12 protein-coding genes are annotated in these 14,081 nt (G+C 62.5%); 4 read left to right on the forward strand and 8 right to left on the reverse strand.

Going from position 1 to position 14,081, the window contains the following annotated elements:
• Window positions 1-3 precede the first annotated feature (3 nt).
• Window positions 4-900: a lysophospholipid acyltransferase family protein gene (locus ACR9Y2_RS33945; RefSeq protein ID WP_435046322.1), complete on the forward strand. Its 897-nt coding sequence runs from the start codon at window positions 4-6 to the stop codon at window positions 898-900.
• A gap of 3 nt (window positions 901-903) precedes the next feature.
• On the opposite strand, the gene ACR9Y2_RS33950 is transcribed toward ACR9Y2_RS33945, so the two are convergent.
• The 8 genes from ACR9Y2_RS33950 to ACR9Y2_RS33985 form a co-directional block, all read right to left on the reverse strand.
• The gene (locus tag ACR9Y2_RS33950) at window positions 904-2,640 is read right to left on the reverse strand and encodes an alpha-1,3-galactosidase-related protein (RefSeq protein WP_435046323.1); all 1,737 of its coding nucleotides are present in this window, start codon (window positions 2,638-2,640) and stop codon (window positions 904-906) included.
• Between the two features lie 45 nt (window positions 2,641-2,685).
• On the reverse strand, window positions 2,686-3,504 hold the full coding sequence (locus tag ACR9Y2_RS33955) for a hypothetical protein (protein ID WP_435046324.1): 819 nt from the start codon (window positions 3,502-3,504) through the stop codon (window positions 2,686-2,688).
• Between the two features lie 12 nt (window positions 3,505-3,516).
• Complete coding sequence (locus tag ACR9Y2_RS33960) at window positions 3,517-5,724, reverse strand: hypothetical protein (RefSeq protein ID WP_435046325.1); 2,208 nt, start codon at window positions 5,722-5,724, stop codon at window positions 3,517-3,519.
• A 79-nt stretch (window positions 5,725-5,803) separates the two neighbouring features.
• Entirely contained in the window at window positions 5,804-6,208 is a 405-nt protein-coding gene (locus ACR9Y2_RS33965) for a MotA/TolQ/ExbB proton channel family protein (protein WP_435046326.1), read from the reverse strand.
• A 22-nt stretch (window positions 6,209-6,230) separates the two neighbouring features.
• Entirely contained in the window at window positions 6,231-6,881 is a 651-nt protein-coding gene (locus ACR9Y2_RS33970; RefSeq protein WP_435046327.1) for a hypothetical protein, read from the reverse strand.
• 76 nt (window positions 6,882-6,957) lie between these two features.
• Entirely contained in the window at window positions 6,958-8,289 is a 1,332-nt protein-coding gene (locus ACR9Y2_RS33975; protein ID WP_435046328.1) for a PKD domain-containing protein, read from the reverse strand.
• Window positions 8,290-8,378: 89 nt separating this feature from the next.
• A complete protein-coding gene (locus tag ACR9Y2_RS33980) occupies window positions 8,379-11,021 on the reverse strand; it encodes an ADOP family duplicated permease (RefSeq protein ID WP_435046329.1) in 2,643 nt (880 codons plus the stop codon).
• The gene (locus ACR9Y2_RS33985) at window positions 11,018-11,359 is read right to left on the reverse strand and encodes a PadR family transcriptional regulator (protein ID WP_435046330.1); all 342 of its coding nucleotides are present in this window, start codon (window positions 11,357-11,359) and stop codon (window positions 11,018-11,020) included. Before ACR9Y2_RS33985 ends, ACR9Y2_RS33980 begins: the two co-directional genes overlap by 4 nt.
• Before the next feature lie 373 nt (window positions 11,360-11,732).
• On the opposite strand from ACR9Y2_RS33985, the gene ACR9Y2_RS33990 reads away from it, so the two are divergent.
• The 3 genes from ACR9Y2_RS33990 to ACR9Y2_RS34000 all read left to right on the forward strand — a co-directional run.
• A complete protein-coding gene (locus ACR9Y2_RS33990; RefSeq protein WP_435046331.1) occupies window positions 11,733-12,773 on the forward strand; it encodes an RHS repeat-associated core domain-containing protein in 1,041 nt (346 codons plus the stop codon).
• A complete protein-coding gene (locus tag ACR9Y2_RS33995) occupies window positions 12,770-13,216 on the forward strand; it encodes a hypothetical protein (RefSeq protein WP_435046332.1) in 447 nt (148 codons plus the stop codon). The genes ACR9Y2_RS33990 and ACR9Y2_RS33995 overlap by 4 nt, the downstream gene beginning before the upstream one ends.
• A gap of 650 nt (window positions 13,217-13,866) precedes the next feature.
• Window positions 13,867-14,081, forward strand: a 215-nt coding sequence (locus ACR9Y2_RS34000) for a hypothetical protein (protein WP_435046333.1), incomplete at its 3' end; no start/stop codon positions are given.

The raw sequence follows: 14,081 nt of genomic DNA on the forward strand, positions 1-14,081 counted from the left end.
CATTTGGCGCGTCATTCTCCACTCCGCAACCGGCTGGAATACGCGCTGGTGCGTTGCCTGTTGGCCGCCTTCCGAACCCTGCCCAATCCCACTCGTTTATCCAGATTCGCCTTCGCCGTCTTCGACCGCGCCGCTCCGCGCTTGAGCCGCACGGCATTCCGCAATCTGGAGTTCGCCTTGCCGGAAACCTCCGCCGCGGAACGGGCGAAGATTGTCGATGGCTGCTGGTGGTCGCTGGCGCGAGTGATCGCGACGCTGGCACGATTCCCCCAGATCGACCGGTCCAATGTGCACAAATACATCCGGTATGAGGGGTTCGAGCACTTCGAAGAAGCGAAGCGACGAGGGAAGGGCATCCTGTTCGCCACCGCGCACCTGGGCAACTGGGAGTTCTCGGCGTTTGCGCACGCCCTCATGGCAGAGCCGATGAGTTTCGTGGTCCGGCCAATGGACAACCCGTTGCTGGACGAATTGGCGACTCAGTACCGCACCCTGTCGGGCAACAGATTGCTCGGACGCGGCAAAGACTTCCTGCGACCGCTGATCGAGGCGCTGAAACAGAACGAAGCCGTAGGCATTCTCATCGACCAGAACGTCACAGCCGATCGGGGCATCTTCATCGATTTTTTCGGACACATGGCCTGTGTGGATGCCGGGTTCGCGCGCCTCGCCGCACGCACCGGAGCGGCCGTGATCCCCGGCTATGCGCTGTGGTCGGAGGCGGAGCAGAAGCACGTACTGCACTTCGATCCCATCGTGGAGATGAACGGCGATGTGCAGGACGACACGCAGCGGGTTCACGCCGCCCTGGAAGCCGCGATTCGGAAACACCCGGAGCAGTGGCTGTGGATCCACCGGCGTTGGAAGACGCGCCCGCCGGGAGAGCCCTCGCTGTACTGAGCTTCAGTCCTGCTCGATCTGGACGTTGACCGAGTCTGAGATTTCGAAGGGCTTGGCGCCGGGATTGCGAGCTGGATATGCGGTCGATTTCTCGATCCGGTTCTTCCTTACCTTGAGCCCATCCACGCAGTAGGCGGACACGATTGGGTTCGTATCGAACTGGCGGAAGAGGTTCTCTTCCACCACGATGTTCCGGTTGTAGCCATTCCCGGTTCGTTCCTTGCTGTCGATCCCGGCCGCCACCTCGATCACGGCTTTGCCCCAGACGCCGTAATTGCAATCTTCAAAGCGGTTGCGGCGGATGACCAGGTCGCGGACGCCCGCCTGCTCGAACCAATAGCGCGCATCCCCTTCCAGCAGGATGGCGGCGCCCGCGGTGTGGAACGTATTGTCCTCAATCAGGATCTTGCCGCGGGAACCCAGCAGCAGGCCGCGAGCCCGATTGCCGCGGATTGTGCAGTTGCGAATGACCACCTCGGGGTACGGGCCGGCGGCCGCCACGGCATCGCCGATCTTGAGCGCCCCGGGCAGCGGGGTGGTCAGCCGGATGCGGGTGTACTCGCTGTTGCGGCGTTCAGCGGAACGGACGACCGCCTCCGCATAGGTGATCATACTGGGGCCGTGGACGAGTTCCACCTTCATGCCCGGCGCCAGGAAGTCGAAGCCGCGCTGCTGCGGGTGGACCAGTTTCACTTCCAGTTCACCGTCCGGCAGCATGGCCGAGACCTGGGCGTAAATTCCGTGGATATTGGTGGCGTCGTCCTTCTGGTTCTCGAACAGGCAGTTGGTCATCACGATGCGGCCGGAGCAGTTTACGAAGTGAGTCGCATCCGCCGTGATACTCACCACCCGGCCGCTGCCCGGCGACGGCGTGACGCGCACCTGGTCGAGTTCAATATCGCGGCTGCGCTGCGCAATGACGCCCATGCCGCCGCAGTGGTAGATGTTCACGGAAAGCAGTTTGAAGTTCTCGCTGTCCGTCACCGTGAAGGCCGAAAAGTCCCGGCGGCTGGCGCCGAAGACGAGTATGTTGCCCGGCGTGCCTTCGAACTTGGGGATGCGTACCCGAACGAGCCTGGGCCCGATCTCAGTCGCCTGGAGGTTGAGTCCGGTCCGGTAATCACGGGCCATGTAGGCCGTCTCCCGCTTGACCGGATCGAACTCCAGCACGTTCTGAAACGCGACAACCTCTTTGTCCTCTCCGGTGAATATCAGCAGGCCGTTCTCCAGCTTGAAGGGATACGCCTCGCTGATGGCGAGATCGACCGTGTCCTTGCCCACGGCCACAATCTTCGCTTCACTGTGAAACGTCCGCTTCCAGTCGAGGGAGAGGTTCCTGATGGTGATGTTGCGGGCGTGATCGAGCAGAAAGGGATTCACGCCGCGGTGAAAGACGAAGCGTGCGCCGCGGCCATCGATCTCGAGGCCATTGAACCCGGTGAGGTCGAAGACGATACGCTTCAGCCCCTCGTCGTTGTTGCTGACGAAGAGGTATTTCTCTGATGCATGGGTGGGCCAGAAGTCGTACTGCCCGGCGCTGAAGACCAGCTTGGCCGCCCTTGATTGGCGACAGGCATCCAGGGCTGCCCGGACGGCCGGAGTGGCATCCGCGCCGCTGCCGGGTTTTGCGCCGTACGACCCGATGTCTACCACTCCCTGGGCGTAGGCGGCGGGAACGATGCAGAGGGTGGCAAGGAGAGAGCAGGTCTTCAGGTGCATTGGAGCTGAGGCGAAAATCAACCCAGATCCTATCACCTGAAGAACTACGGCTGTTTCGATGTGCGGTCAGCGCGGGGCGACGAGACGGCGCATCAGGTCGGCGATGCGCTGGTTCAGGGCTCCATGCTGCTCCCGGGCGTGCATCTCCGCCGCCTCCTGCTGAGCCTCGTTGATGGCGATGGCTTGTCCATAGAACTGGAACGCCTCGCCGGTCCGTCCAGCTCGTTCCAGCAGTTCCGCTTTCATGGCATGAGCCGGCGCGTTCTCAGGCTGCAACCGGATCCAATCCTCTGTATGAACAATGGCTTCGTCGAGGGAGTTGCGCAACGCGGTGTACTCCGCCAGGAGCCGCAGATGCTCGGCCCGCTCATTGATGCCGGGTTCCGCGGGCATGGCTCTGAGTTCGAAGGGGATTTCATCAGCGTCCAGGGTGCCGTTCCACTCGTCGCCGAGGGCGATGGTACTGGTGTCGAGCGTGGCGCGGACGACATACACGCCTTCGGCCAACGTGGCTGTCTGCTCGGGCGAGAGGCTCCAATAGGCTTCGGCCTGCTCGGCCGGATTCAACACCAGGCGCTGATCCGGCGACGCGTGGAGTGTGAACGGAAGGTCCACAGCTTCTCCATTCGAATTGTGGAGCGTGATCCGCACGGCCTTGGCCCAGGATTCGTCCAGGGCCGGCAGGACCACCGGGTGACGCTCTTCACCCTCCTGTGCCTCCAATATTTGGGGGTGCATCACAGAGAGCTGCAGGATGAGTGGCTGTCCACTTCCAAGCTGGGTCTTGGCGCGGCCGTTGGCGCTGAGTGAGAGTTCGGGTGTCGCCGACTGCGCGCCGCAGATAGCGGCCATCATCATCGTCAGTAAAGTGATTCGGGTCTTCATGGGCGTGTCCTCTCAGCGGGCCGGATGGTCGTGGGCGTCGTTGACGCAGATCATGTTGCGGCAACCGCCCCGATTGGGCGCTGCGTCTCCGTGGCGGGACTGCGGCGTGCGGGTGGCATCGTTGTTGCCGGTGCCGACGGGACTGTCGCAGAGCTGCCGCCCGCGGCGCTGCTCCGGGATGACATAAAACGTGTCCGGCTGGGAGATGGATTCGGCGAGCACGGCATACTCATACCGCATCAGGCAATCGTCGTTGCCGCTGTGCTGGCCGCCTTTCTCGCCGACCAAGGGGTACGCAAGGAAGGAGAATCCCGTCTCCGACTTCAAGTCCTCATAGTAGTTATTCAGATCCTTCTGTGGCCAGACGTTTGGATCGCTAAACGCGCTGTGCAGTTGGGCCGCCATCGGACCGCCGGCATCCTGGCCGGATTCGTCCAGCAGTTGAAGGAATGCGCCAGAGTAGCGCTCGTATAGAGTGGGGACTTCCGCACCCGGCGCCAACTTCAGCCGCCAGCTCTGCTTGTAATCGCTCTCGCCGTGATGCCACACGTTCACCGCATGCATCAGTTCGTGTGCGATCGCCTTGTGCAGGTAGTCGATGGGGCCCTTGCCGCGAGATTCGGGCAGCTTGGGCGGGATCACCACCAGATCCACAGTCTTCGGAGTGCCGATGTCGGTGTAGGTCTTCGACCAGGCTTGCGGGTGTGGCGTCTCGGCCGTCTCCATCACGACTACACCGTGCTGGTCCACGACATGCGGCGCGGATTCGTGGTTCTTGTTGATGACGTGCGATTCGGGATGGACCAGCAGTTCATCGTCCTTCAGCCGGTGGTGCACGGTGAGTCCGGTGAGCTGCGCGAAGAGCGCGATGGCCGGCTTCGCACGCGCACCGATCTGGTCGAGGATGAACAGATCCTTCTGATCAGGCCGTGTGCGCAGGTGCTTGCCGTTCTCGTAGAAGCCGCGATACTCCTCATACAACGTGAGCCCGTCGCCCGCGTGGCCGTCGCCGGTGGGCCGGTCGTCCTCATCGACATCGTCGGCGCCGCTGAAGCCCGTTTGCTCCTTCCAGGCATCGGCGATCTTGGAGTCGGAGGCGCGGCGCGGCAGACGGGCCGAGGACTCGCCTTCATACGTGCCTGTGACCGTTCGGCCATCATCGAGCACCGCACTCACCCGGACCTGGCCCCAGGCGCCCCAATCGTACGCACCGGCTGTGGCCATGCCGACCAGGCCGTCGCCGGGCCCTTCGGCATGCAGGCCCTGGTTCGAGACGCTGAGATCGGGATTGAGATCCTGGCCGAAACCCAGGTCCGGCCGGCGGGAGGCATCTTTCACCGGAAAGTTCATGGCGACGCCGGGCACCGTGGAGGACTCCAGATTGAAAAGGAACTTCGTCACGCGCGCCTTGGGGGTACCGCCGCCCTTCTTCTGAAGCTCGGCCCGGATCTGGATGGAGTTGCCCCACTGGCGCTCGGAGCGCGAGCCCTCAGGGATCCAGTCGTGATAGTTCAAGGGTTCGAAGGTGAGCTCGACGTCTTCCGCGCCTAGCGGCTGAAGGTTCCAGGTGACCTCGTAGTCGAATGGTGGAATCGTGCTGCCCAGGACAGGACCCGGAAAGAAGCCCTTCACCAGCTTGGTCCCCTGCAGGGCGAGTCCGGTGGCCGGCAGTTTCTCCTGGAACATGCGGCCCGCCGGTCCCCACGTGTAGTAGGCCGGCAGGGTCATGAAGGGGTTGCCGCAGATGGTGACCTTGCCGATGCCGTCGATGCTGCTGTCGGCGGGAAAGAGGTTGAAGGTGCCGTCGTCGTTCAAATAGAAGTAGAACTGGCGGGGCTTCCCCTCGGAGTCGGTGGCGATGGACCCTCCACCTTTGTTGGTAGTCACCCCGGTGCAGCCCGTGCCGGGATTGAACTCCGTATACGTTTCATCCACTGCGGCCTTGCCATCGATGGTGCCCACCCAGCCCTGGAGTTCGGGATCCCAGCGGGTGAGGCGCACAGTGCCCTCGCCGGAGTGCCCGATATCCCAGGTGAACTTCAGGCCGAGGTAGTCCGCACTCCCTTTGGCGCTGGCGCGTACGGAGTAGGTGCCTGCCCAACCGGTGACATTGCGGAAGCGGGTCCACGATTGCGCGCCGGCGGGCCAGCAGGTGGCGAGGGTCAGGACGATCAGGGCAAAGATCGGGCAGGGTGCGCCGCGGCGCCGCGAATCCATCATCTTGTTCTGTTTCAGCCTCTGGATATGACGCGCGGTTGAGGCGAAAAAGGGATCAGGAGATGGATGGAGTGTTACGTGATTATTTTCTGAGCGGAATCACGCAGAGCACGTTCGCCAATTCGAGGGTTGCTGAGTGCATGTCGAGGGCGAGTTCCTTAAGTTGCCGGCAGAGGAAATGATACATGCAGTAGGCAAGGATTCCGACAAGGAGGCCCAGGGGACAACGGGCGATGGCATAGGACAGTCTGCTGACAATGGCGGCCATGCAGGTCGATCTTTCGCCGCCGCAGCCGATGAACGCTCCAATAATGCCCGGAAGCGTCAAGAGAATGCCCAGAAACGGCGCAATGACGGCAATGGTGGCCAGGCTGTTCACTCCGCGGCAAAAACGGGCGTTCGTCACAACCGAAGCACGGTCCATCGCTCGGACGACGGCTTCCATCACCACACGACTGGAGAGGTGCTGCATAGGCTGGTTGGACACCGCCGCCGGGCGTTTGTTCCGCTCAGGCGCCGGTTGGCGGAGGCGACGGGAACCACGGTGTGTCTTGCCGGCATTCGTCGGGATGCAGCACCAGAATGTCGCAACGGCCGCGATCCGATTTCATGCACTCGCCGCAGAAGATATCGGCGCGTGGGTTATCCCACTGCGAGCGTTCGGGCTCGTAGCCTTCGCGGTAGTAGATCCAGTCAGGCAGATTGAAATAGCGGACGAGCTCTTCCTGGTGAATGCGGCAGGTGACGGAGATAGTCGGGCCGTGCACGCTCAGCATCTCGAGTCGTACAGCCAGCCCGGCGGTGCGCATGGCCCGCTCGATGGGCTGCAGGTGCAGGCAGGTGGCCAGTGCGAAGGGGTCCCTGCTGTAGGCCTCCTGTTCCGGAGTGAGCGGCCTCACGTAAGGCTTGGGCGGGGGCAAGTCTCGCTGCCTGCTCCAGAAATTGGGGATATCGATGTGTGACGGCAACAGCTTCCACGGAGCGGTTCCCATGAACAGGCAGTACAGGCCAAAGGCGACGATCACGAGCGACAGCGCGGCGAGGAAGCCGAAGACCGAATCCGGTGGCGCCTTGAAATGCTCGTGGATCCAGAAGCCTCCGGCGATGATAGCGAAGAAGGCCATGGCGACAGCGGCCATGGCGGCCAGCAGGGAGCGCATAGTCGATTGTAGCCGGGCCCCGCTACTGCCTGGTTGGTGCGGGGGCAGCGGAACCGCCCCCCCAGCCGTTGCCGTGTCAGACTACGCGGATCGTCACGGTGGATTGAGCGCTGGCGCCTGTGCGATCAGTGACGGTGAGCACCAGGCGGTAGATGCCCCGGCCGCTGAATTGCACTAGCGGGCTGGCCTTCGTGTCGCCCAGGATGGCAGGCACCGAATAGCCCGGCGCCGCGGTCCAGCGATAGCTGAGCACCCCGCCGTTGGTGGAACTCGACGTGGAGCCATCGACGACAATCTGCGAGCTCTGGGTTTCCACGGTGCTCGCATCCACCTTGGTGCCCTGCGCGGTCGCAACGGCCGTGACGCCGGTTGTTGCCGCTGTCGCGGGCAGTATCATGAATTCGAACTGAAACACGTTGCGGCTATTGGGACGGATGTGGGCCACGGCCCAGTGGACATCGGCCGAACCGGGCACTTCCAGGCGGGTGAAATTGATGATGCGGTTGCCGCGAGCGTCCAGCGCGGCATCAAACGGAACGCAGTTGCCGGTGGCCGAGGTGCAGGCGGGCCAGGTCTCAGTGAGCGGCTTGTCCACGCGCATGTAGTGGCTGTCGCCCGACACCATGACCACCTCACCACTGAAGGTCTTCGTTTCATCGCGCAGGGCGGTGACGAACTCAGCGAAGCCCGAGTGCGTGCTGCCGGTGCCGGTGTCCATGAACGTATCGAAAATATTCGCCTGGACTAGCAGCATCAGTCCCAGCGCCTTGGTGTCACGAGCCGTCTGAAAGGCCTTATGAAGCCAGGCAATGTTGGCCGCGTTGCGAGCCGTGTATTCCTTGTCGTTGTCGTAGAAGGGATTGGCCGCGCCCTGCGAGGTCTTGTACTCGTAGTTATTGTTGCTGCCCATCATGTGAATCGTCGCAAAAACAACCGGCGCCTTCACCAGCATGCGGTTCTCGGTGTACAGCGCGTACTGCGCGTCGTCACTCTGCACCATCAACTGGACAGGGTTTTTGCCCAGGCTCATGTTGGAGGAAAAGTACGTTTTGCGAACCAGCGCCAGGCGGTCCAGCGGATCGTAGCCGCCGTTGTTGGCACGCATGCAATCGGTCCATTCGTTGTCGCCGATGGAATACATCAGCGGCTTGTCGAACGAGTTGAACCAATTCAGAGTCTTGGTGTAATGGGAGTCGTCGCAGCGGGTGGAGCCGCTCTTCGTATCACCGATGTGAACCGTCAGGTCGACGCCGGATTTGTTGATATCGGCGATCATCCGCTCGTACTTCGGCTCTGCCGAGGCCCCGTAGGGGACATCCCCGATCAAGGCAACATCGTACGCGGACTGGGCGCAAATCGTGAGCGGGAGACACGCCCAGAGTGTCAGCAACAGAGGTTTGAAGTTCATGGTTGGCTGACCATTGTTCTCCGCGAGAATTGCAGCCGCATGAACGCTGTATGGCAGTCGTGAGAATTCCTCCGGGGCGACGCAGGCGGTTATTCCGCCCGCAGCGCCCGCACCGGGTCGATGGACGCCGCGCGCCGGGCCGGGAAGTAGGCCGCCGAGGCTGCTGTCAGGGCCAGCACAAGGCAGGCCGCGGTCAGCAGGACAGGGCTGGCTGGCGAGACTCCGAAGAGCAACTGGCTGATCAGCCGGCCCACTGCCAGCGCCCCGGCCAGGCCCAGGACAAGGCCTGTGATAACCAGGCGGGTGGCACGCCTCAGCACCAGGCCCAGCACCTCTTGCCGGCTGGCGCCCAGCGCAATGCGCACGCCGAATTCGCGGGTCCGGCGCACGACGGAATAGGCCAGCACGCCATACAGTCCCACCACGGTGAGCAGCAGCGCGATGGCCGCGAAACCGCCCAGCAGATAGACGGGCACCCGCGCCTGGGCGAAGCCTTGGTTGAGGATCGTATCCAGGGTGAGGACGTCGAAGATCGGCAGTTGCTTGTCGAGCGAAGCGACGGTCCGGCGGATCTCCGGTTCCAGCAGGGCCGGAGCCGACGCGCTGCGCACCACCACCGACGCGCAGCACCACGGGAGTTGCTTGTAAGGGAAATAGTAGATCGGCTCGGCCGCGGGCTTCAGTGTCGACTGCCGGGCATTACCGACGATGCCGACAATCTGGCGTAGCTTCTTGTCCTTTGCGCCCGCCGTGGCGCCTGGCTCCAGCCATTTGCCCACCGCGTCCTGTCCCGGAAAGAAGCGTTCGGCGAAGGCTTTGTTCACCATCAGGACGTAGGTCGCGTTTTCATCGTCCTGTTCCGTGAAGAGGCGGCCCTGCAGCAGCGGAGCCCCAATCGTTCGGAAGTATCCAGGTGTCACGATGGCCATGTCCGAAGAGGGCCTTTCGGAAGGCCGGGCGGGCCGCTCCTGGATGTTGAAGGCGATACGCATCTGGCTGCCGGTGAGCGGCAGCGGCATGGCGAGGGCGGCTGCTTCCACTCCTGGCTGCGTCGAGACGCGATCGAGCAACTGCTGGTGGAAGCTGAGCTGGCGCGCCTTTGGGTAGGCTTTTCCGGGGAGATCCACGCTGAAACTCAGCACCCGCTCCGGTTGCAGCCCCAGGTCGCGGCGCAGCAGTTGGACGAAGCTCGCGATCAGCAGGCTCGCCGCGCTCAGCAGCACAAGCCCCAGGGCAATCTGGCCGACGCACAGTGCGCCGCGCAGGCCATCTGAGTTGTCAGTGACGCTGCGCCCCCCGTCTCGCAAGCCCTCCTGGAAATCGGCCCGGGCCACGCGAATGGCGGGTGCCAGTCCAAAGAGAATGCTGGTCAGTACCGCCAGGGCCACGGAGAAGCCCAGCACTCGCCCGTCGATGCTGGTCTCCTGGATACGCGGAACGGCGTCACCCACCAGGGGCAGCAGGAACCGGGCGGTCCAGATCGCGGCGACAATCCCCAGGCCGCAGCCGATAAACGAGAGGGTCAGGCTTTCGGTGATCAACTGCCGTACGATGCGCCCCTGGCCGGCTCCGATGGCCGCCCGCAGCGCGAACTCGCGGTAACGCTCGGAGGTGCGCGCCAGCAGCAGGTTCGCGATATTCGCGCAGGCGATCAGCAGCACCAAGGTGACCGCGCCCAGCAGCAGGAAGAGCGGGCCTTTCACCTCGCCCGCCAGCGCCTCTCCCGCCGGCAGGACGCGCGTCCTGGCCATATTCCTGTTGCTGTCCGGATAGGTGCGCGCCAGGGCCTCGGAAATTACGTCGAGCTGGGCCTGCGCCTGTGTCGTCGAGACGCCTGGTTTCAGGCGGGCCAACGTGGTGAGCATGCGCGCTCCGCGCTGCTTCGTGACGGGGGTAACGGTGGACGAATCGGCGTCGCGGCCCAGGGTGAGCCAGATACGGACGGCGTGGTCACCGGGCGGGAACGCGAAACCGGCTGGCGCGATGCCCACCACCGTGTGCGGCTGGCTGTCGATGCTGACGCTGCGGCCCACCAGGGCGGGATCGCTCCCAAACTCGTCCCTCCAAACCTCATTGCTCAGCACCACCGCCCGCTGGCCCGACTCCTCTTCCTGCGGCAGAAAGCCCCGCCCCAGCGCCGGTTGGATCCCAATCAGCGGGAAGAGGTCCCACGAGACAATCTCGGCGCGCACGTGAATGGGCCGTGTCGCGCCGGCCAGCGTGGCATCGGTGGACCGGAAGCAGACAAGGTGCTCGAAGACCTTGTTCTCCTTGCGCAGATCGAAGAAGTTCGGATAGGAGAGGTCGGACATCTGCTCGGGATCGCGGGCGTCAATCGACCCGACGACCGCCAGCCGCTCAGGCTGCGCGAACGGCAGGGGCCGCAGCACCACCGCGTTCACCACACTGAAAACCACGGTGTTGGCGCCAATGCCCAACGCCAGGGTCAAGACACAGGCGATGGTGAACGACGGGGACTTGCGCAGTTGCCTGAGCGCGAAGTGGACATCGCTGAGGAAATCCTCCACCGCGCCCCAGCGCCATACCTCCCGGCCCTGCTCCTCCAGGCGCGTGACATTGCCGAAGGCGCGCCGCGCCGTCAGTTCCGCCTCTTTGCGCGTCAGGCCGCCGGCCATCAGCTCTTCGACCTTCTCGTCCAGATGCTGGCGGATCTCCTCCGCCAGGTCGCCGTTCAGGCGGCGCCGGGAGATAAGCTGTTGGATCCAGTTCATGGCTTCACCGGGGCCAGCACCAGGCGAATCCCTTCCAGCATCCGCTCAAAGCTGCGGACCTCCTGGGCCAGATGCATCGCCCCGGCCTCGGAGATCTCGTAGATTCGAACGCGGCGGCCGGTGGACGAAACGCCCCAATCGGCTTGGACCAACCCGCTCTTCAGCATTCGTTGCAGCGCGGGATAAAGGGAGCCTTCCTCCACCTGCAGCAGGTCGTTCGAATTGCGTTGAATATGCTGCACCAGGGCATAGCCGTGCAGCGGCTGGGCACTCAGGGTCTGGAGAATCATCATCTCCAGGGCGCCTGGGAACAGATCCTTGCGCTCGGGGCTCTTCATCGGAGGGTGTCTCGCATACTAGTTCGCACAAGGCCTAGAGTAAACAAGTATCGACGAGTCGTCAAGGGAATTCCGGCAGGCACCGATTGTACCCGGGCGGCGAGCGGTGGCGGGGAAAGGGCCGACTTCCATGAGGACCACGACTCAACGGCAACCACGCTATGCTGAACCTCGTGGAAGTGCGAAACACGCAGCCCCGGCCACCGATCGAAAGCCGCGAAGCGACCGATAATGCGGAAATAGCTACGTCACGCAACCGAAAATCAACACCGATCCATCCCTTGCCTGCGAAGCCGAAGGGCGATTCCTTAGCGCGACAACCGGTGCAACCTCATCGGCCAGTTACTGCTATGACGGAGAAGGCCGCCGGGTAATGTGGACGACGTCAGTCGGCGCGACAGATTACGTCTATGATGCGTTCGACCAATTGGCGGCAGAGTTCGATCCGAGCACTGGCCTCAGCGGCCGCCAGTACATCACCCTGGATGTCCTCGGTGCCCCGAAGGTGGCGATCGACGCCAGAGGCACCCTAGGGGTTGGACAACCGCACAATCACGTACCATTCCGGTGGTCTCTGCTGAGCGGTCAGAACGGACGCTCCGCCATTCTCGGCTCCGGCACTGACGAGAGCCTCTCCGCTATCCCCACGCTGTTCACCGGCAAGAAGCGGGATGCCGAGACAGGACTGGATTACTTTGGTGCTCGGTACTTCTCAGGGTCGCAGGGGCGGTTTACGAGCCCCGATCCGAAGTTGATCAGCAACCAGCGGATGCTTGATCCTCAGCAATGGAACATGTACTCGTACGTGAGGAACAACCCCCTCGTGGCTATTGACCCTAACGGCAAGGAACTCCACATCGTCATCGTGAATCGCTCAAATCTGCCTCCTGCGACAATAGCTGCGGCCGCAGTTGGCGTTCGAGGAAGATACCAGGAAGCTGGAGTACAGAATGTCAACGTTTCATTCGCTAGCGAGGTTCCAAAATCCGCCTTGGGCGACAAGGTCAACCAACACACTGTCTACCTCGAATACCAAACAAATCACAACGGGGCAGTGGGGATTCGAAGTGGCGCTGATGGAAACAACCCGAACCAGGCATGGTTTGCCTCGCAAGGGTCAGGCGGCGGTCCAGGTGGTTCGGCGGCGGTGGTCGAAACCACTGGACCGGGAGTTCGCCAGGACGCAAACGTGGAAGGGGAGGTCAACGCTTTGAGCGGCGTGGGTGTCCACGAGAAAGGTCATAAGTGGCTGGAGCATCAGGGTAGCAGTAATGCGGATGTCATGTATGGCGGCAACGATCAGCCGACCCGGACCGTCCCATTTACGCCGAGCGAGGCCGCGACGTTACGGAAGCAGCTCAATACCCCCGAGGAACAGAAGGCGTACGAAGAGAAACTAAAGCAGAAGCCATGAATTTCTCCATGCGGCCGGCATTTCGAATTCTCCTTGTTTTCGCGGCAGGGGTGGTTACTCTCACCTTTGCATTAGCCCTCTGTCAGATGTGGCTACTGGAGTTCTTCGATAAGTATTCATGGCACTACCGTCCAGGAGAAAAGCACGACTACCTCCCCCCTGGCGAGGGGCGAGTATTGCTGGTCATCGAGTTCGCGTCGATAGCGGTGGCGTTATGGATTGTCCTGCGATGCCTCAGGGCCAGATGGACCATATCGAGAACGGCGGCTCTATCCGTGGCGGCGCCGACTGCACTGGTGGGCGTGATGCTCTTTGAAAATCTCATTTCCCCAGCAATTTCCAACCCTATGATGCTTTCCGGATACTCAACGTGGTGGTGCATTCTCTTGGCAGCAATTGTCGGCTCTTTAGGGGACGGCAAACCCAGGAGGACAGGACTCTGAAGTCATAGACGGGCGAGACGGGCGACAGCCTGACCCGTCCCGCCGCGAATCGCAATATTCAGCCCGCCGATAGCGTGCATTGACTCACAAATCCTCTCGTTCCAAGGCACGGCTGCCCCGGCATGCTCCAAAACCACATTCCACCGGCCCCTTTCGCCGCACCCGCCCGTCCAGCCCGCTCGCGCTGCGCCAAACCACGCAAATCATACTCAGAGGTCGGCATTCAGCAGGCGAAAAACCCCGTTGGGACGGATGCCACTGTCCCGCATCCAGACTCTCTCATCGAACCTACCCAAGCGCGGCATGCCCAGCCAATGAGATTGATCGGGCCAATTGACGCCAACTCTCTCACCGTCACGCCAGCCGTGCTCAGTGGCGCACCCACGCCGGTCAGCTCCGCACGAAATGCTGGAGCCGCCCTGCGAAGGCCAGTCTCTATCCTCCTGATGTTGGTCTCAGCCACGCAGATCCAGCCGTCCCGACACCACTTCTCCCCTAATTTCCGCATTAAGGTATTTTCAGTCCCGCGAGGCTCTTGCAGAACTCCGCGTTGAAACCAAAGGCACTATGAGAGTTGGGTTTGGGGAAAAGGGGTTGGCCGCAGTAAACTGTTGTCGCCAAACAAACCGGATACCACAAGCAAACCCCATATGGAGCTTACCTCTCGCCAGTTTCTACTGCAATTCGGGCATGTCCTGCAGCAGGAACTGTTCCCCGCGCTGGAAGAGTCGATCGGCCCCCTCTGCCCGCAATTGAGACTGATGACGGCCGTAGCCGCCCTGATCCCTCTGGAGTCGCTCTTAAGTGCGCGCCGCGCTCAGACCGGCCGCAGACCCAAGGACCGAGACGGGCGACAAGACGGGCG

Origin of the sequence: Paludibaculum fermentans (assembly GCF_051172195.1) — a bacterium.
Taxonomy (GTDB): Bacteria; Acidobacteriota; Terriglobia; order Bryobacterales; family Bryobacteraceae; genus Paludibaculum; species Paludibaculum fermentans_A.